Here is a 21,356-nt window from a genome sequence, read left to right as displayed (position 1 = left end):
CTTTTTTTGATGTTCTGTTTTGAGTTTTTTGGTTTTTTATTGAGGAGACTGATATGACGATCAAGATTGGTATCAACGGCTTCGGCCGCATCGGCCGCATGGTGTTCCGCGCTGCTATCGCCAACTTCAAGGAAATCGAAGTGGTCGGCATCAACGACCTGCTCGAGCCCGACTACCTGGCTTACATGCTCAAGTACGACAGCGTGCACGGCAAGTTCGACGGCGAAGTTTCGGTCGAAGGCAACACCCTGGTCGTCAACGGCAAGGCCATCCGCCTGACCCAAGAGCGTGACCCCGCCAACCTGAAGTGGAACGAAGTCGGCGCCGACATCGTGGTCGAAGCTACCGGCCTGTTCCTGGACAAGGCCTCGGGCGAAAAGCACCTGGCCGCTGGCGCCAAGAAGGTGGTGTTCTCCGCTCCGTCGAAGGACGACACCCCGATGTTCGTGTTCGGTGTGAACCACAACACCTACGCCGGCCAAGCCATCATCTCCAACGCTTCTTGCACCACCAACTGCCTGGCCCCCCTGGCCAAGGTGCTGAACGACAAGTGGGGCATCAAGCGCGGCCTGATGACCACTGTGCATGCGGCTACTGCCACGCAAAAGACCGTGGACGGACCCAGCAATAAAGACTGGCGCGGTGGCCGCGGCATCCTGGAAAACATCATTCCTTCCAGCACTGGCGCCGCCAAGGCCGTGGGCGTGGTGATCCCCGAGCTGAACAAGAAGCTGACTGGCATGAGCTTCCGCGTGCCGACCTCCGACGTGTCGGTGGTTGACCTGACCGTTGAGCTGAACAACGAAGCTTCGTACAAGGACATCTGCGCCGAGTTCAAGGCACAAAGCGAAGGCGCGCTGAAGGGCGTGCTGGGCTATACCGAAGAGAAGGTCGTCGCGACCGACTTCCGCGGTGACGCTCGCACCTCCATCTTCGACGCCGACGCCGGCATCGCCCTGGACGGCACCTTCGTCAAGCTGGTCGCCTGGTACGACAATGAGTGGGGCTACTCGAACAAGGTGCTCGAGATGGTTCGCGTCATCGCCAAGTAATTGGTGACTTGATGGATTGAGGCTTGCCCCTGAGTAGGCAAGACCAAAAAGGCCGGCCCGTGGCAACGCGGGGCGGCCTTTTTCATGGTGCTCGCTAGGTCGTGAACGGAGGCTGTTGGCACTTGGCAGTCTTGAGGGTTCCTCTGGCCGAGGCCATCGGGCGCACGGTTCCGTTCATGTCCTCCGGCTCTGGCTGCGCCAGTCCCTCCCCCTTTACTTCGCTTCACCGTACCCCCGACGCCCTCGGCGATTGTTCTTGCGCCACGACCAATCCTGCCGGAGCAGGACGGCTGGGCGCGCTGAACCGCGAGGTAAAGGAGGAGACCCGTGCGCAAGCCCCGGGGCGGGGGACAGGAGCGGGGCAGAGTGCCCAGTCGGCCTGCTCAACCATAGCCTTTGCTCGTTCGCTAAGACCGGCAAAGGGCCGCTCAAAGTCGGATGTCCGCAAAGTGCGAAACGGAATCTTGCACGCATCATCAGATGCCGTCTGAATCCTCTGTTATGTATTTCAATCGCCCAGATTGATCTTCCCGCAAGGGACGTAGATCTTGAATTTGTTCCCCAAGATCTGATCAAAAACGTCTGGACCTACGTTCAAGGTCAGCGTTTCAAGCCAAGCGATGAACTCTAGGCGATTGGGGTTGGGCGCACCCACTTGGCCGACGCGATTCTTGATTGCGGGCATGCCCACGCCCCACACCACTTCGAAGGGGCAGGCCATACTGTCCAGATCGAAGTTCACCTTTTGCTTGTCGATGTCTTTGACAAAGCCTAGGAACTTGACGATATCGGTGTCTTTCAGCGCGTAGTCATAACTGCGAGTGGATGCGGCATAGCTGAACTGCTGCTCGAAGACGATAGCTTCGCCTTCGGGAACCGGGCAGGTCACTCGGTATTCCGACAAGTGCTCCAGTACAGAATTGCGCCAATTCGCATTGCCGTTGTCGTACAAAATCTTGACCTCAGGAGGTGCGTTAGGCCTGGTGAATCGCATGCTGGCGATCACATTGCCATTTGCCTTGCGCTTGATATTGGAGCTCAGTGCCTGGTCTTCAAAATGACTGAGTTTGCGTTCAGCAGTCTTGATACAGGCGTAGTCAAAGTTGCCTGAACTGTTCGGCGAATGGCGCAAATCGTTCCAATGCACGCTGCCGAACTTGTCCGGGTCGAAGTTGAACTCCTGCACCGCTTCGATGGTCTGTCCGGGCTTCAGGCAAGGCAGGCGGTAGTTGTTGAGATAGCGCTCCATCTCGTCTTGATGCTCTTGAGCGCCTGATCGAAACAGCAGTTCCTGCCTTGGTGCGCGCTCGGGGTGGGTGAAGACCAGCTTGACGCGGAGGAAGGCGCCTAGGCGTTGTTCCAGCATACGTTCGGGAAATGCCGGTGCAGCGCCCGGCTTGACCAAGCATTGCAGCGTCTGTGCGCTTGTCTCGTCGGGCACCAGGGTCTGTGCTTGCACACTGTGTAGACCCAAGGCCCAGAGATTTAAAACAAAGATGGCCCCTGCGCCGCGCAAACGCAGGCGAGAAAAGTTGAAGTAGCTGTTGGTGATCGAGTTCATGGCACCCCTCCCTGGGCTGTATCAAAAGCGCGGTATTTCGCTCTGCTTGCGCCTTGTCTATTTGGGGCAGAAGAATAACGAAGGCGCGCCTACTGACACCTGGGGATATGCCCTGCGTTGCGGCGCAACTGATGGGTTGGATTTGCCCTTCTTTACGCCTTAGTTACATGGACGCGGACTAAACTGGTCCGAGCTGCGCCGGTCTGGCGGCGCCGCCCAGTTTTTTGGAGTCGCAGACCATGAAGTCCCAATATCTCTCGCTGCCCCTGCTGCTGCTCTCTGCGACGCTCGCTTTGACTTCGGTGCCGGTCGCTCAAGCGCAGACCGCGAACTCAGCCGCTGCGGCGCCTGACACCGCTCGCGTGATCGTGCGCTTCAAACCCGAGGCGGCCAGTGTGCGCGCCAAAATCATGGCGGCGCGCATGAGCCGGTCTTCGGCCATGGATGTCGCCCAGACCCGCGCCACCGGCCTGGGTATGCGGACTGGTCTGCACGCCAGCGGCGGCTTGCGCGCGCGGCTGAGCCTGGACGAGCGCACCCATGTGTTCACCGCCAGCGGCATCGATTCGGCCAGCTTGGCCAAGCGCCTGAGCCAAGACAGTGAAATCGAGATGGTGGCGGTGGACCAACGCCGGCGCCACTTTGCGGTGACGCCGAATGATTCTTTGTATGGTGGAGCTACATCGGCTGCGCCGGTTTTTATAGGTCAGTTTCCGGATAGCCAAGGCAAGCTTCAGGCGACCTACAGTCGCACTTTGGATCAGTGGTATCTGAAAGCGCCGGCTGGTGAAGTGGTCTCCAGTATCAACGCACCGGCGGCCTGGGATCTCGGTACGGGCAGCAGCTCTGTAGTAGTAGCCGTTCTGGATACCGGGGTTCGCATGGACCACCCGGACCTAGCCGGTCAATTCATCGGTGGCTATGACATGGTGGGCTTCAGCACCTCGGCCGGCGTGGCCACAGCCAATGACGGCAATGGCGCCGACGCCGACGCTTCCGACCCCGGCGATTGGGTCAGTCAGGCGGATATCGACGGCGGTACGCTGGGCAGTGGCTGCACCTCGGCCGACCTCACCAACAGCTCTTGGCATGGCACGCGAGTCTCGGGCTTGATTGCTGCGGCCAGCAATAACGGTCAAGGCATTGCCGGTGTGGCCTGGGGCGTGAAGATCTTGCCAATCCGCGTGTTGGGCAAATGCGGTGGCTACGACTCCGACATCATGGCCGGCATGAAATGGGCGGCCGGTATCAGCGTGCCGGGCTTGCCGACCAATCCGAATCCAGCCAAGGTCTTGAACCTGAGCCTGGGTGGCACCGGTAGCTGTGGCACCACCGGCACCGGGGCGCTGTACCGCGACACCATCACCCAGGTCAATGCCACCAAGGCCATCGTTGTGGTGGCGGCCGGCAACAGCGAAGGACTGGCTGTGGGGCTGCCGGGCAATTGCCCGGGTGTGATCTCGGTGGCTGCTTTGCGTCATGTGGGCAGCAAGGTGGGCTTCTCCAGCCTTGGCCCGGAGGTGGCGATTGCCGCGCCTGGGGGGAACTGCATAAATTTGGCAACAGGTTATCCCTGCCTCTACCCCATGCTGAGCACCAGCAATAGCGGCACCCGCGGCCCGGTGCTGGCGGATGCGGCCTACACGAACAACTCAGCCTCGGTCGGGACCAGTTTCTCCGCGCCTATCGTGGCCGGTACGGTGGCCTTGATGGCGTCGCAGCGCCCCTCGCTGACTTCGACCGAAGTGCTCAGTCTGCTCAAGAGCACGGCCCGGCCTTTTGTGAGCACGGGTGCTACTGCTGGCATTGCCCAATGCAAGGCGCCCACCTCCACCGTACAAGATGAGTGTTACTGCACGACCAGCACTTGCGGCGCCGGCATGCTGGACGCCGCGGCGGCCGTGGCCGCTGCCAAGTCGCTCAACGGCGCCTCGGTGGCGATCGCCGTTACGCCCAGCAGCGCAGTGGCCGGTGAACTCATCACGCTCAGCGCTGCCGGCAGCGCGCTTGGCGCTGGCCGCAGCGTGGTCAGCTATGCCTGGACCTTGGTCGACGGCGGTGGTGTGGTCAGTGGCTTCTCATCGGCCAGCAATGGGGTCAGCACGACGATGACGGCCAGTGCGGCCGGCACTGTGTCGGTTAAGGTTGAGGTGACCGATGACCTGGGCATCAAATACAGCGCGACCAGCAGCGTCAATGTGGCGGCCGCGCCGGTCACCACGCCGCCTGCGACTCAAAGCAGCAGCAGTGGCGGCGGAGGCGGCGGCGCTTTCAGCGCCCTGTGGGTGGCCTTGTTGGGCCTGGCGACCTGGGTGTTGCGACGCCCGCAGCCTCAGCCGCTGCGGGCCTGAGGCCCTAGGGTTTGGGGCCAGTCGCGGCTGCGCTTGAAGCCGTGAGGGGCGCCGATGCAGCCGATGCTGCGGTGGAGGCAGCTGCTGCCGCAGGCTGAACCGGGCAGGCCTTGAAGCCGCCCGCGACCGCGGCGCCGTCTTTCAGGTTCGCCACGCGACCTTGTTGCAGGCCGTCCAGTTGTGGCATCACGAGCTTGTAGCGCTTGCTCGGGGTTTGCAATTGCAACACGCGTAGGCCCTTCAGCGCCCGTTGTGAGAGTGATTCCAGCGCAGCGTTGGCGGCTTTTTCGCTGTCATGCCGGCTCAGCAGCAAGGTGGGCATTTCCTCCGGCATGCCGCTGAGGTACTCAAAGCTGATCTTGAGTTTTTTGTAGGTTTCTTCCTTACGGGCCTGGAAGTCCTTGGTGGGCAAGCGGATCGAGGCCACGGCCCAAACACCGGCCTGCTCGCTGTGTTGGACCTGCCAATCGGCGGCGCTGAAGCCGGCGCCTTGCAAGGCAGCCTGAGCCTCGTTCAAGGCGGCCTCGCTGCCCAGCAGGCCCGACTCCAAGCAGACCCGGGTTTGGAGTGCGGCTGCAGCCTGAGGTTCCAGCAGCTTGATGCTCTCAGGATTGACTTGCTGATTCAGGCGCTCGGGTTCATGCGTGCCGCCGGCCTTGATGCCGATCACCCCGTCCAGCCAGCCCTGGGTCCAGCTGAAAAACAAGCCATTGAGCAGCAGCAAGAGCAGAACCAGGGCACGCAGCATGATGGGGTCTTGATGCCTTTCAGTGGTTGATTCAGGAAGTCAATCAGTCGGTCGCTTGAAGTTCGGTCTGCAACTCAGACAGCGGCTGTGATTGCGGGTCCGAGGCCAGTCGCACTGAGACTTCGCCGCCGCTGATGATTTGCAACTGCCCGTCGCGAGTTCTGATTTGCAGCTCGCCTTGGGCGCTGATGCCTTCGGAGATGCCCTCGGTGGCGCCGGCCGTCACCAGGCGGTCCAGGGTCAGGTCGCGCTTGGCATAGGCCGAGGCCCAGGCGGCAAAGCCTTGTTGTTCAAAGTCCAAGAGGCATTGCACCAAGGCCGGCGCAATCAGGGCCAGCGCTTCGGGGCCGCTGCAGCCGGGGCGCAGTTCGGTCAGGGCGGCAAAGCCGGTGTTGAAGGGGCTGATGGGGTTGATGGGGCTGATGGGGCCGCCGGCGCTGTCTTGCTTGGCGCCGTCCGCGTGGTCTGGGTCGTCCTTGCCCAGCACCAGTTCCTTGATGTTCAGGCCCACGCCAATCACCGCCATGCGGCGATCACCGGCCGGCACGGTTTCGATCAAAATGCCGCCGAGCTTGCGCTCATCCAGCCAAAGGTCGTTGGGCCACTTCAAGGTGAGGCGCGGCTTGGCGCCGGCTGCTAGGCTGGCCGAAGGCTCCAGCGCCTCGGCAATCGCGCAGCCCACCGCCAGAGACAGGCCCGACCAGTCGCCCGGCTGCAGGCTCAAAGCGAGCGAAAAGGTCAGCGAGCTGCCGGGGCTGGAGAGCCAAGCGCGGCCCATGCGGCCACGGCCATGGGTTTGATGCTCGGCCACCAGCAGGCAGGGCTGCATATCGTGGGCGCGGCGGCCGTAGGCTTGCGGCGCGCCGCTGCGGCTTTCGCTGCGCACGCGTTCGAGCAGGGCAGTGTTGGTGGAATCGGTGCGGGCCAGCACTTCGATGCTGATGCCCGGCAGCAAGGGAAGCAGTTGCTCCCACAGGGTTTCGACGTTCCAGTTCTGGTGGCTTTCGTTCACGGCAAGCTAACTCAACGTTTCGGCGTCAGCATGGTGCCACGGCAATCCGGGCTGCCGCAGTAGCAGGCAAACTCTTTTTTCAGCTTGGGCGTGTAGCGCTCGTCGATGGTGAGGCCGTAGTCGTAGAACAGCTCTTCGCCGGGCAAGATGTCGCGCAGCGCCTTGATGTAGACGCGGCAATTGACCTCGTCGGCCTCGCAATTGGGCTCGCAGGAATGGTTGATCCAGCGCGAGCTGTTGCCGCCGTGCAGCGCGTCGATGACGCTGCCGTCTTCCACATGGAAGTAAAAGGTGTGATTGGGCTGGGCCGGATCATGCGGGTGGCGGTCCATGGCCTCGTCCCAGGAGATGCGCTCGCCGGTGTACTCGATCAGCACCTCGCCGGCATTCAGATGCGCCAGCGCATAGACTCCGCGCCCATGGACCCCGGAATTCCTGACCTGGATGCGCCGACCCTTGCTGGCTGCCGCCGGCTTGATGGCCTTTTCAGGGGGGGCAGCAGTTTTTTTGCGGGCTGATGAGCTCATCGGCTTTTTAGGTACATTGAATTCATGGGTGTGCGCGCGTGTGTGCGAGCGTGCGTGCGCGAGGCCGGATTGTAGGCAGGGCTTTGGCATGTTTTGCGAAGCCCCGTTCAACTGAACAGAAGAAATCATCACCATCATGAGCAAGACCCTGATCATTGCCGAGAAGCCTTCCGTGGCGCAGGACATCGTCCGCGCCCTGACGCCGATGGCCGGCAAGTTCGACAAGCACGACGAATACTTCGAGAGCGAGCAGTACGTGGTGAGCTCGGCGGTGGGCCATTTGGTGGAGATCAAGGCGCCGGAGGAGTTCGACGTCAAGCGCGGCAAATGGAGCTTTGCCAATTTGCCGGTGATCCCGCCGCACTTCGACTTGAACCCCATCGACAAGGTCAAGGGCCGCCTCAACGCCCTGGTCAAGCTGATCCGCCGCAAGGACGTCACGCAGCTGATCAACGCCTGTGACGCGGGCCGCGAAGGGGAGTTGATCTTCCGTTTGATCGTTCAATACGCGGGCACCGCCAAGGCCGCCATCAACAAGCCAGTGGAGCGGCTGTGGCTGCAGTCGATGACGCCGCAGGCGATTCGCGATGGCTTTGACAAGCTCAAGAGCGATGCGCAGATGCTGCCCTTGGCCGATGCGGCGCGTTGCCGCTCTGAGGCCGACTGGCTGGTGGGCATCAACGGCACGCGGGCCATGACGGCCTTCAACTCGCGCGATGGCGGCTTTTTCTTGACCACCGTCGGCCGGGTGCAGACGCCCACGCTGTCCATCGTGGTCGAGCGTGAAGAAAAGATCCGCAAGCATGTGGCGCGCGACTATTGGGAGATCCGCGCCAATTTCGACGCCCAGGCCGGCCAGTACGAGGGCAAGTGGTTCGATCCCAAATGGAAGAAGAACCCCGAGGATGCGGAGCTGAAGGCGGACCGCGTCTGGAGCCGTGCCGAGGCCGACGCCATCGCCATGGCCGCACTGGGCCAGCCGGCGCGGGTGACCGAAGAAAGCAAGCCCACCACGTCAAGCTGCGGCGGGCTTTACGACCTGACCACCTTGCAGCGCGAGGCTAACTCGCGCTTTGGTTTCTCGGCCAAGACCACGCTGTCGCTGGCGCAGGCCTTGTACGAAAAGCACAAGGTCTTGACCTACCCGCGTACCGACTCTCGCTATCTGCCGGAAGACTATCTGGCCGTGGCCAAGCAAACCGCCGAGATGATCGCTGGCGAAGACCTGCCCGGCCCGCTGCGCGAGCTGGCGGCTCACGCCCGCAAGGCCCTCAACGAGGGCTATATCAAGCCGACCAAGAAGGTGTTTGACAACACCAAGGTCTCGGATCACTTTGCCATCATCCCGACGCTGCAAGCGCCCAAGAGCCTGACCGATATCGAGGCCAAGCTCTACGACATGGTGGTCAAGCGCTTCCTGGCGGTGTTCTTCCCGCCCGCTGAGTTCTTGGTCACCACGCGGATCTCGACAGTCGCAGCCGCCGGCAAGGACTACAACTTCCAAACCAACGGCAAGGTGTTGGTCAAGCCGGGCTGGTTGGCGGTTTACGGCAAGGAAGCACAAGAAGACGACGCCAATCTGGTGGCCGTGGCCGCCGGCGAGGTGGTGCGCACCGAGAGCACCGATGTGAAGGCCCTGGCCACCAAGCCGCCGGCTCGCTACACCGAAGCGACGCTGCTCTCCGCCATGGAAGGCGCTGGCAAGCTGATCGACGACGAAGAGCTGCGCGCCGCCATGACCGAGAAGGGCCTGGGCACGCCAGCCACCCGCGCGGCCACCATCGAAGGCTTGATCATGGAGAAGTACATCTTGCGCGATGGCCGCGAGTTGGTGCCCACCGCCAAGTCCTTCCAGCTGATGACGCTGCTGCGCGGCCTGGATGTGCAGGAGCTGACCAAGCCCGAGCTGACCGGCAACTGGGAATTCAAGTTGGCCGAGATGGAAAAAGGCCGCCTGAACCGCGATGACTTCATGGCCGAGATTGCCGCCATGACGCAGAAGGTGGTGCAAAAAGCCAAGGAATACGACCGCGACACCATCCCCGGCGACTACGCCACCTTGAAAGCACCTTGCCCCAAGTGCGGCGGCGTGGTGAAAGAGAACTACCGCCGCTTCACTTGCCAGGGCAAGTCCGGTGAAGGCGAGGGCTGTGGTTTCTCGATCGGCAAGATCCCCGGCGGCCGCAGCTTTGAGTTGCATGAGGTCGATCAGTTCTTGCTGGACAAGAAAATCGGCCCCCTGGAAGGCTTCCGCTCCAAGGCGGGCTGGCCCTTTACCGCCGAGCTGGCCCTGGTCTATGACGACGAGATCAGCAACTGGAAGCTGGAATTCGACTTTGGTGAGGACGCCAAAAAGGCGGAAGGCGACGGTGAGCCGGTGGACTTCAGCGCGCAGACTTCCTTGGGCGCCTGCCCCAAGTGCGCCGGCCATGTGTACGAGCATGGCAGCAATTACGTCTGCGAGCATGCCGTCGGCGCGGCCGTGAGCTGCGACTTCAAGAGCGGCAAGATCATCTTGCAGCAGCCGATTGAAATCAGCCAGATGCAAAAGCTGCTCAGCGAGGGCAAGACCGCCTTGCTGGAAAACTTCGTCTCCAACAAGACCCGCCGCAAGTTCAAGGCCTTCTTGGCTTATGACAAGAAGGAGGGCAAGGTGATGTTCGAGTTTGAGCCGCGCGCCGCCAAGCCCGGGGCCAAGCCTGCCGCTGAAAAAGCGGACAAGACTGAGAAAGCCGAGAAAGCGCCAGCCAAGAAAGTGGCGGCGAAGAAAACTGCGACCAAGACCGCCACCAAGCGAGTCGCAGCCAAAAAGTCCGCTTGAGCTTTGCGGGCCGCTCGTTTCTCTAGGAGTGGCCCCATGCACATTGGCGTTATGCTGCGGAGTGAAATGCAAGCCAATATCCGCGCAGACTTGAGGGAAGCATGATGCGCCAGCCCGTCAATATCGGAATTCAGACCCGCCTGATCGCCGGCATTGCGGTGGTGGCCTCGGTCTTGGCCTTGGCGGTGGGCTGGTACTGGAGCAGCAGCGAAGAGCGCGAGCTCTCGGCCTCGCTGGCGCAAAGACAGCAGCGCATGGCCGATCTGGTGGCGCGCAGTTTCGCCGCCCCGATCTGGAACCTCGACGGCACCGCGATTGAAAACCTGCTCGGCGCCGTGATGGCCGACCCCGAGGTCCAGTCCATCGAGCTCAGCAGCGCGGGTGTCAGCGCGGTGCCGCTGCTGCGTCAGCGCGACAAACCGGCACTGCGGCCGCTGCGGCGCGAGTTCCCCATCCTCTATCAAAGCAGCCCCGACATGCAGCCCACCGAGGTGGCGCAGGCGGTCTTGGTCTTCAATACCGAGCTGGTGGATCGGCAGGTCAGCCATATCCGGCGCTTTGTCAGCGGCCTCTTGGTGGCGGTGATTGCTGCGGTGATCGGCAGCTGCTTCTTGTTGGTGAATCGCTTCGTCAAGCAGCCGGTCGAGAAGCTGGGCGCTCTGGCGCAGCGGGTGGCCGACGGCGAGTTGGGCGCGCAGGCCGAGGTGGCACATGTGGATGAAATCGGCCAACTGACCCAGCAGTTCAATTCAATGAGCGAGCGTCTGCTGGCTTCGTCAAGGCGCTTGACGCTCAGTGAAGAGCGTTACCGCAGCTTGTTTGAGAACGCGGCCGAGGGCATTTTTCAAACCGACTCGCGCGGCCGTTTGCTGGGCCTGAACCGGGCTTTGGCACAGATGCTGGGCTTTTCCTCGCCCGAACAGGCCTTGCGGGTCGGCACGCGGCTGCGTGCCTTGGTGCAGATTGAGCGCCCCGAATACAAGCGGGTGGCGAATGCCTTGCAGCGTTTTCGCTTGCTGCAGCAAGTGCCTTTGTTGATTTCGACCCGTGAAGGTCGGCAGTTATGGGTGGAGTTGAGCGCACACCTAGTGCCCACCACAGATGGCCAAGGCACACGCATTGAAGGCATGGTCAGTGACATCAGCCAGCGCCGCCTGGCCGAGCAGGAGTTGACCCACCACCGCGACCATCTAGAAGACTTGGTGGCCGAACGCACCCTGGAACTGAGCGAGGCCAAGCGCCGCGCCGAGGCCGCCAGCGAGGCCAAGAGCCGCTTCTTGGCCACCATGAGCCATGAGTTCCGTACGCCTTTGAATGCGATCCTGGGCTTCACCCAGTTGTTGCAGATGGACACGACCTTGGGTGCTGCTCAGCACAGCAAGATTGGTTTGATCCGCGATTCCGGCGAACATCTGCTGAACCTAATTTCTGATGTGCTCGATACCGCCAGCATCGAGGCCGGCAAGGTGCGCCTGCAGCCCAGCTCGGTGGATTTGCGCGCCTTGCTGGACATGGCTTGCGACAGCGTGCGCCTGCGCCTGGAGCAAAAGCGCCTGCGCTTCGAGATTGACCTCAGCCAGCAACTGCCGCCCCGGGTTTTGGTCGACGGCCAGCGCCTGCGCCAGGTCTTGCTGAACCTGCTGTCGAATGCCGTCAAGTTCACCGACCAGGGGCAGATCAGCCTGCGGGTCAAGGTGCTGGGCTTTGAGGCCGCTCAGGTGCGTTTGCTGTTTGCGGTGGGCGACACCGGCATTGGCATTGCCCAGCATCAGCTGGGGCGCTTGTTCCAACCCTTTGAGCAGGTGGTGGACGATGCCCGTTGCCTCGGCGGCACGGGCCTGGGCTTGTCCATCAGCCAGCAGCTGGTGCGCGAGATGGGCAGCGAGATTCGCGTCCACAGCGAGTTCGGGCAGGGCAGTGAGTTCTCCTTCGAGCTGAGCCTGCCGACCACCGCTTGAGCGGGATCGTGCAGCGCTGCCCATGACGGCACTGGTCTTCTTCAAGCTGCTGGCGATTTTCATCGCCGTCGGCATCGGCTGGTTCGTGGGGCGGATGCGCTGGCTGGGTGAAGCGACCGAGGCAGGGTCAGCCGGTGGCAATGACCCCGCGCGGGTTTTGTCGAATGCCGCCTTCTACATCTTTGTGCCCGCACTGCTGTTTCGAACCACCGCGCGGCTCGATTTGGCGCAACTGCCTTGGCTGACCTTGGCGGGTTTCTTCATTCCGGTCTTGATCTTGCTCTTGCTCGTTTATGGCGTGCAACGTTGGCGAGGTGCTTTCGAGGCTGAGCCGGCGCGGCCCAGTGTGCAGGCCATCACCACCACCTTTGGCAATACCTTGCAAATCGGCGTGCCCTTGGCGGCCGGCGTCTTCGGTGAGGCCGGTTTGGCCATCCATATCACCGTCATCAGCTTGCATGCGCTGACGCTTTTGACCGTGTTGACGCTCTTGGTGGAGTTGGATCTGGCGCGCGCCCGGCCCGATGCGCATGGCCTGCTGGCGACGCTGCGCAGCACCGTGCGCAACACCGTCATCCACCCGGTGGTGCTGCCGGTCTTGGCAGGCATGGGCTGGCATGTCACCGGCCTGCCGCTGCCCTTGGTCCTGGATGAGGTCTTGCAAATGCTGGGCACGGCCGTCGTGCCTTTGTGCCTGACCCTGATCGGAATGTCGCTGGCCTATTACGGCTGGCCCAAGACCTGGCGCCGAGTGATGGGCTTGGTGGCCTGCAAGCTGCTGGTTTTGCCGCTGCTGGTGCTCGTGATCGGCCATTGGGGCCTGGGCTTGAACGGCACGCCCCTGGCCGTCATCGTGATGGCCGCAGCGCTGCCAACGGGCTCCAATGCGCTGATCTTTGCCCAGCGTTACCGCACCCAAGAGGCCGAGACAACGGCCGCCATCGTCGCCTCGACCTTGTTGTTTGTGGCGACGGCGCCGATTTGGCTGGCGCTGCTGAGTCAGCTTTAGGACGGAGTTTGCTTAGGCGGCAAGAGCAAACCTTCGTGCATTGCAATCAACTCCAGCGCCGTTTCGAAGCTGGCCCGCGACTGCGCTGCCACCCGCTGCAGGTCCTGGTGCAACTGTGCATCCGCCGGGCTTCGGTGGGCGCACTCTGCGCTGTAGGCTTCAAAGTGTGAAAGCTGCATCAGCAGCTCGGCCACATGGCGCGGGCATTCGCAGGCGACGGTGGAGGAGAGGCTGGCGAAGTCCGCCAAGGCGGCGTCGTTCCAGCGGGGCGCGGCAATCGGCACAGACGCTGCGCCTGAGCTGGACGCTTGGACCGTGGCTTGCAAGAGCTGCCTCAACCATTGGCCTAGCGCGCTGTCACTTTGCGGCTCGCGCAAGAGCGTGATGCCCGCATCGGCCAGACGCTCGCAGTTCGCTTCACTGGCAAAGCGGTACAAGACGGCATGCTGTTGCCAGGTCGGTCTTGGGGGCGCCTCATCCGCTTCATGTTCATGTTCATGCTCATGCTCATGCTCATGCAAACGGCCAATGCGTTGAAGCAGAAGGTCAAGGGGCTGCCCGCGCAAGCTGGCGCGGGCCTCGGCTGGGCTTGCAAATGGTCCGAATAACTCCAAGGGTCGGCCGAGTCGGCGCAGCAGCTTGGGCTGGGCGAGGCGTCGCATCAGCGTTGCGTCGCTTTCGTCGACCACGGCCACTCGCCAGCAGGACGCGGTCGGGCTAGCAGGGTCTCCGGGGCTAGCCGATCCCTCAAGCGGCGGATGCGCCCTTGCGTCTCTTCGCTCCTTGGACTCGCTCAAGGCTCGCGCATGGGTGGCGGCAACTTTTTGCAGCTGTGCCATGTCCAGCCGCGCCAAGCTGCCGATGGCATGGCCCAGGTCGCTCAATCGTTTGATCAAGGCCAGGCGTTGGATCTCTGCGGCCGAATACAGGCGCTGGCCGCTGGGGCTGGTCTCGGGCTGGGTCAGCTGGTAGCGCCGCTCCCAGACCCGCAGCGTGGCCACGGGCATGCGCAGCATGCGGGCCACGGCGCCGCTGCGGTGCAGGGCGACGGTGGCGGTTGATGCCGCAGTTGCTGGAGGCTTGACCTCAGTTGAGACTTTTTTTGCCTGGTCGCTTGCCATGGTGATCTTCTTTGAATCGGGTTTGACGCCGATTAACGGAGGGTGCTGCTAGGGCTTTGTAGATTTGACGCCATTTTGAATCGAAAGTGCCTATGCTTGCGCAGCAGCTAAAGCCGCTCAACGGTTTTTTCTGTGCCCAAACCCTCTCGTTAGCCATCGCAAGGAGTTCCCCATGAGCCGATTGATTCAACGCCGTGTTTTCCTGATGACCGTGGCCGCGTCCGGCGCGGGGATCGCCGCCGGCCCTGCGCTCGCGCAAGCCGCTGTCGATGAAAAGGACGCCCAAGCTGCAGCGCTGGGCTATGTGGCGGACGCCAAGCGTGTGGACACCAAAAAGTACCCCAAGTTCGCGGCCGGCCAGAACTGTGGCAATTGCGCGCTCTACCAAGGCAAGGCGGGAGACAAGGCCGGCGGCTGCCCGCTGTTTGCTGGCAAACAGGTGGCGGCTGCGGCTTGGTGCAGCGCTTGGGCAAAGAAGGCTTGAGCTTGGGCCGGGCGTCTTTGCAGCGGCCTGCGTTGAAGGTCGAGCCGAGCCCATCGGTGGGCTTTCGCGGCAATAAGGCCAGCCTGCCGAGCAAGCCCTGTGTGGCTTGTGGGCGCAGCATGACTTGGCGTAAACGCTGGGCTAGGAACTGGCTGGAGGTCAAGTTCTGCTCCGACGCTTGCCGAAGCAGCAAGGCTTGAAGGGCGTGGTGGTCAAACTGCGCCATTTGGTGCTGGTCTTGGGCGACCAGTTGGATCTGGACGCTGCCGCTTTTGACGGCTTCGATCCCGCAGTCGACGCCGTGTGGATGGCCGAGGTGCAAGACGAGTCCTGCCATGTGCCTTCGGCTCAAGCACGTATCGCCGTGTTTCTGGCGGCCATGCGCCATTTCGCTCAAGCCCTGCAAGCAGCGGGCCGGCCGCTGCATTACATGCGCCTGGAGCAGGTCGGCAATGCGGGTAGCCTGGCCGCGCAGTTGCAGTCCGATGTGGCGCGCTTGCGGCCCGAGCGTTTGCTGATGACGGCGCCCGGCGATTGGCGCGTGCTGCAGGCCCTCAAGGCGGCGGCCCAGGCCTGCGGGCTGCCGCTGGAGATTCGGGAAGACCGGCACTTCTTTTGCAGCGTGCGGGAGTTCGCCGCCCATGCGCGCGGCCGCAAATCCTTGCGCCTGGAGTACTTCTACCGGGAGCAGCGCAAAAAGCATCGCATCTTGATGGACCCGCAGCGCGAAGACGCGCCTCTGGGCGGCCAATGGAACTTTGACGCCGACAACCGCGACAGCTTCGGTGCCGCCGGGCCAGGCTTCATGCCCGAGCGCCTGCGCTTTGAGCCCGATGCCTTGACCCGCGAGGTGCTGGCCTTGGTGCGCGAGCGCTTTGCCCAGCACCCGGGCAGTTTGGACAGCTTCGCTTGGCCGGTGACGCGAAGCCAGGCGCTGCAGGCCTTGCAAGCCTTTGTGGCCGAGCGCTTGCCCTTGTTCGGGCGCTACCAAGATGCGATGTGGCCGGGCGACCCTTGGCTCTATCACGCTCAGTTGTCGGCGGCGCTCAATCTCAAACTGCTGAATCCGCGCGAAGTGGTGGCTGCAGCGGTCGCGGCCTTCGAGAGCGGCCACGCGCCCTTGAGCAGCGTGGAGGGCTTTGTGCGCCAGATCCTTGGCTGGCGCGAATATGTGCGCGGCGTCTATTGGACGCAGATGCCCGGCTATCTGGAGCGCAACGCCTTGGAGGCGGAGCAAGACCTGCCTGAGTGGTACTGGAGCGGCCAGACCGAGATGGCCTGTTTGCGTGACGCCATCGGCCAGACCTTGCAACATGGCTATGCCAACCACATCCAACGCCTGATGGTGACCGGCAGCTATGCGCTGATGTTGGGCGTTCGGCCCCAGCAGGTGCACGCTTGGTATTTGGCCATGTATGTGGATGCAGTGGAGTGGGTCGAGCTGCCCAACAGCCTGGGCATGAGCCAGTTCGCCGATGGGGGCTTGATGGGCAGCAAGCCCTATGTGGCCACCGGCAAGTACATCGCCCGCATGAGCCCGTTCTGCGCCAACTGCCGCTTCGACCCGGCACAGCGCGAGGGCCCGCGCGCCTGCCCTTTCACCACGCTTTACTGGGACTTTTTGATGCGACATGAGCGTCGTTTGAGCGAGAACCCTCGCATGGCTTTGCAAGTGAAGAATCTGGCACGTTTGGACGCAGCGCAGCGCCAGGCCATTGCGGAACGGGCGGCGGCGCTGCGGCGCGGCGAAGTGGGAGCCCTCGCTGCCACGCAAGAGGGGACCCATGACCATGCGCTTTGAGGGCAACCTGGCTGCAGCTCAGGCGCGCATCGAGGCGGTGCGCCCGGCTGCCTATGCGGGGAGTCGCAATTTCTTGAATGGCGCGGTGTCTGGTCTTTCGCCCTATATCACCCATGGCTTGGTGAGCTTGCCCCAGGTGCTGGCCGGCGTGCTGGCGCGAGGCGACCTGGATCTGCAGCACAAATGGGTCTTCGAGCTGGGCTGGCGGGCTTACTTCAGGCATGTGTGGCAGCACCGGGGTGAGGAGATTTTTCATTCACTGCACGCCGGGCCTTTGCCCGACAGCGCCTATACCACCACCTTGCCGGATGACATCCGCCAGGGCCGCACTGGCCTGCCCGTGGTGGACCAAGCGGTGCGCTGCCTCTACGCCACCGGCATGCTGCACAACCATGCTCGCATGTGGCTGGCCAGCTACTGCGTGCATGTGCGCAAGCTGCATTGGCGCTGCGCGGCCGACTGGCTGTATGCCCATCTGCTGGACGGTGACCTCGCCAGCAATCATCTGAGCTGGCAATGGGTGGCCGGCACCGGCAGCCGCAAGCCCTATCTCTTCAATGCCGCCAATGTGGCGCGCTATGCGCCAGCCGAGTGGCACAGCCCTGGCAGCGTGATCGATGCAAGTTATGACACGCTCGACCAACTGGCGCGTGATGATTTTGCCGTCTCGGCAGCAGCGGAGGAGGGCGTATCAGCCCTTCTGGGTGTGTCTGAACCCATGTTGAGTGCCGCGCCACCGGCAGCTTTCGGATCGGCCGCTGCCGACGCTGCCCAGGTACAAGGCCGCGAGGTCTGGCTCTTGCATCCCTGGAGCTTGGGCGAGTTGCCGCCGACGTTGTCGCCGCAAACCGTCGTGCTGATGCTGTGGGTGAAGGACTTTCATCAGGCCTGGCCTTGGGGTGAAAACCGTTGGCGATTTGTGGGCGAGCGGCTGGCGGAACTGCAGGCCCGGCACTCGATCTTGCAATGGTCGGACGATGCCGCGGCGATCGGTCAGGCGCTGGCCGGTGCCGCTTCGGTGCGCAGCGTGATGGACTTGCATCTGCAGCCCTGGCTGGGCCAATGGGCCGACTGCGAGCCTGCGTCGCTGTTGTTTCCTGAGGTGGCAGTGCCGCAGTCCTCTTTCTTTCAGTGGTGGGCGCGCAGCACCCGTGGCATGCGAGTCGCATCTGAACTGCTGGCGGCCCAGCAAAGCCCACGATGAGCACGCAAGCGCCGCCAGAGACAACCATGCCAGCGCCTGCGTTGAAGGTGCTGTACGACGGGGCTTGCCCCTTGTGTCGCCGGGAGATCGGCCTGTACCAAGGGCTTTGTGCGCAGCAAGCGGTGGACTATGCCGATGTCAGCCAAGCGTCAACGCCATTGCCGCCGGGCGCCACCCAAGCGCAGCTGATGGCTCGCTTTCATGTGCAAACTGCCGATGGCCGCTTGCTGCAAGGCGCTGCGGCCTTTTTGGCCTTGTGGGCGCTCTTGCCGGGCTGGCGCTGGTTGGCGCGACTGGGCGCGCTGCCCGGCGTGGCCAGGCTGATGGAATGGGCTTATGTCGGATTTCTGCGTTGCCGCCCGGCCTTGCAGCGCTGGGCGCGCCGCTGGGACTGAAACCGCCTGAAATAGCCGGGCCCCGAGCATCGGTGAAAATGCCCGCATGAGCGCAACCGACACCGATCTGAAAGCCCTGACTGTTTACATGGACGCCGTAGGCCTGGCCGCCCGCAACGCCGCTGCGGCCATGGCCGCGGCCTCCACCGCAGCCAAGAACCAGGCCCTCTTGGCCCTGGCCAAGCGGCTCCGCGCCGCCGGCCCCGCATTGAAGGCCGCCAATGCCAAAGACTTGGCCGCCGCCAAGGCGAATGGTTTGAAGGGCCCCATGCTGGACCGGCTCAAGCTCACGCCCGAGGTGGTGTCCACTGTGGCCGAGGGCTGCGAGCAGATCGCCGCCATGCCCGACCCGATTGGCGAAATCACGAATTTGCGCCGCCGCCCCAGTGGCATCAGCGTGGGTCAGATGCGGGTGCCGCTGGGCGTGTTCGGCATGATTTACGAGAGCCGCCCCAACGTCACCATCGAGGCGGCCTCGCTGGCCATCAAGAGCGGCAATGCCTGCATCTTGCGCGGTGGTTCTGAAGCCTTGCATTCCAATCTGGCCTTGGCCGAGTTGGTGCAGGCCTCGCTGCAAGAAGCCGGCCTGCCCGCAGCCGGCGTGCAATTGATCAACACGCCGGACCGGGTTGCGGTGGGCTTGTTGATCTCGCGGCCCGAGCATGTGGATGTGATCATCCCGCGCGGTGGTAAGAGCCTGATCGAGCGTATCAGCGCCGAGGCCAAGGTGCCGGTCATCAAGCATCTGGACGGCAATTGCCACTGCTATGTCGATGCCGAGGTGGACTTCGGCTTGGCGCTGACCGTGGTGATGAACGCCAAGACGCAAAAGTACAGCCCCTGCAATGCGACCGAGTCGCTGCTGGTGCATGCGGAAAGCGCCTCAGACTTCTTGCCGCATATCGGTGCCTTGCTGGCCGAGAAGGGCGTAGAGATGCGCGGCTGCCCGCGCACGCTGGCGCTGCTGGGGCCCATCCCCGGCGCTAAGGTGCTGGCTGCTACCGAGGCCGATTGGTCCGAGGAGTATCTGGGTCCCATCATCAGCATCAAGGTGGTGGACAGCCTGAACGAGGCCATCGCCCACATCAACCGCTATGGCTCGCATCACACCGATGCAATTCTGACTACCAACCACGCCAACGCCATGCGCTTCTTGCGCGAGGTGGATTCGGCCAGCGTGATGGTCAATGCCAGCACGCGGTTTGCCGATGGTTTTGAGTACGGCCTGGGCGCCGAAATCGGCATCTCCACCGACAAGCTGCACGCCCGCGGCCCCGTCGGTTTGGAGGGTTTGACCTCGATGAAATGGGTGGTGCTGGGGCAGGGCGAAGTCCGCAGCTGATGTGGCCCTGGCCAAATAATGGAAAGGAAAGCAGCTTCGATGAGCCGTACACCCCGCAACTCTTGGGCTGGCGCCATGCTGGCCTTGGCCGTCTTGCTGTGCGCCCCGGCGGCGCAGGCCTTTCGCTGCAATTCCTTCGTCATTGACGAGGGCATGCACAAGGCCGAAGTGCTGAAGAAATGTGGCGCGCCCAGCCTGCGTGACAGCCGCACCGAAAAGCGCATCATCCGCGTGCGTGAGGGAGCCCTCAACAGCACGAGGCCGGGCACGGTGAACGGTCAGGTGCTAGAGCAGGAGCGTGAGATCCTGGTCAGCATCGAGGAGTGGACCTATAACTTCGGTCCCAGCCAGTTCATGCAACTGCTGATCTTTGAGGACGGCCGTCTCAAGGCCGTGCAGGATCTGGGGTACGGAAGCTAAAGGGCGCTTTAAAGACAACGAAGGCCAGAGGCCTGGCCCTCATCGTGGGCGGCTTTGTCAGGCCGTTTGTTCGCTCAGCAGGCGCCTGCTGCGAAGGCGCATGCCACCCAAGCCGGCCAAGCCGGCGGCCAGCATCAGATAAGACGCAGGCTCAGGCACAGGCAGCGCTTGCAGTGAGCCATTCTGGATCTGCACGGGCAGGTCCGCCAGACTCGAGTCCAGGAAGATGACATCACTGAAGTTCAGTGTGCTGCTTCCGGCACCGGTCACATTGAAGCTGATCTGCGCCAAAGTGCCGTTGCCGCTGACGCCAGGCACGGCACCAATCAAAGAGTTGAAAACCAGTTCGATCGAGCCCAGGCTGTTGTCGATCGTGCCGTTGCCGCCAAAGGTGTTGCCGCCGCTGCTTAGGAATGAGCCTTCGCTGACGCCGCTGGCTTGCAGGATCTTGGGGTCAAAGGACAGCGAGAACTGGTAGCCGTAGAGGTCGCTGATGCCGCTGATCAGCACATCCAGGCTGACGGTCGAGCCCTGCACGGCCGGGTTGGGCGTGGCAGAGATCGACAGCACCGGGTCTGCCGCCTGGGCTTGGGTGGACAAAGCGCCCAGCAGCAAAGCTGCGCCAAGATACTGCTGCCAGCGTGTTGCCGGTTTCAAGTCCGATTGACGACGGGCCATGGTGACTCACTCCTTTGCCTTGACGGCGATCTGCCTGTGCGGCCTTTGTTGATGGGCTGCAGCGGGGTCTTCCGCTGCAGCCGACTTCATTGGCGACCATCTTTCAATGCCAGGCCATTGCCAGCAAGAGGGGAATCCCGGCCCGTATTCCAGGGTGGCCGGAGAAGAAGCCGTGGTGTTCGATAGGGCTGCGAGCTTCAGTGTGCCGTTTTGAAGAGCTGAGCTTCTAAATGGGCGATGGCGGCTGCAATGGCCTGCAGCGCGGGTGGGCCGGCTTGGGCTCGCTGGAAGACGGTCTTCTCGACGCCCGGGCCTGCGAGTGTGATGTTGATCCAGTCGCCGTCGCGCAGGTCGGGCTCCTCATAAATGCTTTGCAGACTCAGAAAATCCTGTTCCAAGATGACACGCAGCAGCGCGTCAAAGTCTGTCGAACTCAAGGGGCTTGTGCGCTGCTGATCGATGGTGCCCAGCCGAGCCTGACCGAGAGCCGTGCGTGTGGCGGAGCCCTCTCGAAGCAAGACCAGTTTCACGCCGCCAGCGCAGCCGAAGCAGTCTTTCTCAAGGGTGATGCTGCTGAATTGGGGCGCTAGTTCGCCGGCACCGACTTGGTTTTGAGCCAGCGAAGTCTGGGCGTGAAACAGCAACCATAGCGCGGCAAAACAGTGCCCATAAAGCTGCCATGCAGGTGTTTTTCTCATCAGGATTGACCCTCTATCTCTCGGCATTGCTTGTCATCTATCTTCGCAGTCTTGTGAGCAAGCTGGCGCAATCAGACTCATGCAAGACCTTGTCGAGCGAATTCGCTTGCTGGAGGGGACTTGCACTCAGGGCGGGATCTTGCAGCCGAAAAGGCGATGGTTTTTCCTGGAGCA

At 62.7% G+C, this 21,356-nt stretch carries 19 protein-coding genes; 12 read left to right on the top strand and 7 right to left on the bottom strand.

The window, feature by feature from the left end; genetic code table 11:
• Positions 1–53: 53 nt before the first annotated feature.
• Complete coding sequence (gene gap, locus LNV06_RS15990; protein ID WP_263539292.1) at positions 54–1,052, top strand: type I glyceraldehyde-3-phosphate dehydrogenase; 999 nt, start codon at positions 54–56, stop codon at positions 1,050–1,052.
• Positions 1,053–1,560: 508 nt separating this feature from the next.
• Here gap and LNV06_RS15985 read toward each other — a convergent pair.
• Complete coding sequence (locus tag LNV06_RS15985) at positions 1,561–2,613, bottom strand: hypothetical protein (protein WP_263539291.1); 1,053 nt, start codon at positions 2,611–2,613, stop codon at positions 1,561–1,563.
• A gap of 239 nt (positions 2,614–2,852) precedes the next feature.
• Here LNV06_RS15985 and LNV06_RS15980 point away from each other — a divergent pair, with 239 nt between their 5' ends.
• Positions 2,853–4,964 (top strand): S8 family serine peptidase, encoded by a 2,112-nt coding sequence (locus LNV06_RS15980; protein WP_263539290.1) that lies wholly within the window; start codon positions 2,853–2,855, stop codon positions 4,962–4,964.
• 4 nt (positions 4,965–4,968) lie between these two features.
• Here LNV06_RS15980 and LNV06_RS15975 read toward each other — a convergent pair whose 3' ends face one another.
• From LNV06_RS15975 to LNV06_RS15965, 3 genes are read right to left on the bottom strand one after another with little or no spacing between them, the layout of a single operon-like run.
• Positions 4,969–5,712 carry a hypothetical protein gene (locus LNV06_RS15975; RefSeq protein ID WP_263539289.1) on the bottom strand — a complete coding sequence of 248 codons (744 nt, stop codon included), beginning with the start codon at positions 5,710–5,712 and terminating at the stop codon, positions 4,969–4,971.
• Positions 5,713–5,755: 43 nt separating this feature from the next.
• Positions 5,756–6,724 (bottom strand): biotin--[acetyl-CoA-carboxylase] ligase, encoded by a 969-nt coding sequence (locus tag LNV06_RS15970; RefSeq protein WP_263539288.1) that lies wholly within the window; start codon positions 6,722–6,724, stop codon positions 5,756–5,758.
• An 11-nt stretch (positions 6,725–6,735) separates the two neighbouring features.
• Positions 6,736–7,251: an SET domain-containing protein gene (locus LNV06_RS15965; RefSeq protein ID WP_263539287.1), complete on the bottom strand. Its 516-nt coding sequence runs from the start codon at positions 7,249–7,251 to the stop codon at positions 6,736–6,738.
• 136 nt (positions 7,252–7,387) lie between these two features.
• On the opposite strand from LNV06_RS15965, the gene LNV06_RS15960 reads away from it, so the two are divergent.
• The 3 genes from LNV06_RS15960 (at position 7,388) to LNV06_RS15950 (ending at position 13,039) form a co-directional block, all read left to right on the top strand.
• The gene (locus LNV06_RS15960; RefSeq protein WP_263539286.1) at positions 7,388–10,072 is read left to right on the top strand and encodes a DNA topoisomerase III; all 2,685 of its coding nucleotides are present in this window, start codon (positions 7,388–7,390) and stop codon (positions 10,070–10,072) included.
• Positions 10,073–10,173: 101 nt separating this feature from the next.
• Positions 10,174–12,030: an ATP-binding protein gene (locus LNV06_RS15955; RefSeq protein ID WP_263539285.1), complete on the top strand. Its 1,857-nt coding sequence runs from the start codon at positions 10,174–10,176 to the stop codon at positions 12,028–12,030.
• Between the two features lie 22 nt (positions 12,031–12,052).
• Positions 12,053–13,039 carry an AEC family transporter gene (locus LNV06_RS15950; RefSeq protein ID WP_263539284.1) on the top strand — a complete coding sequence of 329 codons (987 nt, stop codon included), beginning with the start codon at positions 12,053–12,055 and terminating at the stop codon, positions 13,037–13,039.
• Here the strand turns inward: LNV06_RS15950 and LNV06_RS15945 are convergent.
• Positions 13,036–14,160, bottom strand: coding sequence for a MerR family transcriptional regulator (locus LNV06_RS15945; protein ID WP_263539283.1), 1,125 nt, complete (start codon positions 14,158–14,160; stop codon positions 13,036–13,038). The two genes, LNV06_RS15950 and LNV06_RS15945, sit on opposite strands and share 4 nt — an antisense overlap.
• A 172-nt stretch (positions 14,161–14,332) precedes the next feature.
• On the opposite strand from LNV06_RS15945, the gene LNV06_RS15940 reads away from it, so the two are divergent.
• The 7 genes from LNV06_RS15940 (at position 14,333) to LNV06_RS15910 (ending at position 19,806) form a co-directional block, all read left to right on the top strand.
• Positions 14,333–14,644 (top strand): high-potential iron-sulfur protein, encoded by a 312-nt coding sequence (locus tag LNV06_RS15940; protein WP_263539282.1) that lies wholly within the window; start codon positions 14,333–14,335, stop codon positions 14,642–14,644.
• Between the two features lie 119 nt (positions 14,645–14,763).
• Positions 14,764–14,844 carry a DUF2256 domain-containing protein gene (locus LNV06_RS22675; protein ID WP_411970133.1) on the top strand — a complete coding sequence of 27 codons (81 nt, stop codon included), beginning with the start codon at positions 14,764–14,766 and terminating at the stop codon, positions 14,842–14,844.
• Positions 14,823–16,445, top strand: a complete 1,623-nt coding sequence (locus LNV06_RS15930; protein ID WP_263539281.1) for a cryptochrome/photolyase family protein — start codon at positions 14,823–14,825, stop codon at positions 16,443–16,445. Before LNV06_RS22675 ends, LNV06_RS15930 begins: the two co-directional genes overlap by 22 nt.
• Complete coding sequence (locus tag LNV06_RS15925) at positions 16,429–17,649, top strand: FAD-binding domain-containing protein (RefSeq protein ID WP_263539280.1); 1,221 nt, start codon at positions 16,429–16,431, stop codon at positions 17,647–17,649. The genes LNV06_RS15930 and LNV06_RS15925 overlap by 17 nt, the downstream gene beginning before the upstream one ends.
• Complete coding sequence (locus LNV06_RS15920; protein ID WP_263539279.1) at positions 17,646–18,044, top strand: thiol-disulfide oxidoreductase DCC family protein; 399 nt, start codon at positions 17,646–17,648, stop codon at positions 18,042–18,044. The genes LNV06_RS15925 and LNV06_RS15920 overlap by 4 nt, the downstream gene beginning before the upstream one ends.
• A 46-nt stretch (positions 18,045–18,090) precedes the next feature.
• Positions 18,091–19,386 carry a glutamate-5-semialdehyde dehydrogenase gene (locus tag LNV06_RS15915; RefSeq protein ID WP_411970125.1) on the top strand — a complete coding sequence of 432 codons (1,296 nt, stop codon included), beginning with the start codon at positions 18,091–18,093 and terminating at the stop codon, positions 19,384–19,386.
• A gap of 39 nt (positions 19,387–19,425) precedes the next feature.
• Entirely contained in the window at positions 19,426–19,806 is a 381-nt protein-coding gene (locus tag LNV06_RS15910; RefSeq protein ID WP_263539278.1) for a DUF2845 domain-containing protein, read from the top strand.
• A gap of 57 nt (positions 19,807–19,863) precedes the next feature.
• Here the strand turns inward: LNV06_RS15910 and LNV06_RS15905 are convergent, their stop codons facing one another.
• Both LNV06_RS15905 and LNV06_RS15900 read right to left on the bottom strand, forming a co-directional pair.
• On the bottom strand, positions 19,864–20,484 hold the full coding sequence (locus LNV06_RS15905) for a cohesin domain-containing protein (RefSeq protein WP_263539277.1): 621 nt from the start codon (positions 20,482–20,484) through the stop codon (positions 19,864–19,866).
• Positions 20,485–20,681: 197 nt separating this feature from the next.
• Positions 20,682–21,182: a hypothetical protein gene (locus LNV06_RS15900; protein WP_263539276.1), complete on the bottom strand. Its 501-nt coding sequence runs from the start codon at positions 21,180–21,182 to the stop codon at positions 20,682–20,684.
• Positions 21,183–21,356: the final 174 nt, after the last annotated feature.

This window comes from Paucibacter sp. Y2R2-4 (assembly GCF_025717535.1).
Lineage (GTDB): Bacteria > Pseudomonadota > Gammaproteobacteria > Burkholderiales > Burkholderiaceae_C > Paucibacter_A.
The sequence above is the reverse complement of the archived record's forward strand: the minus strand, read 5'-3'. Positions and strand labels throughout refer to the sequence as shown.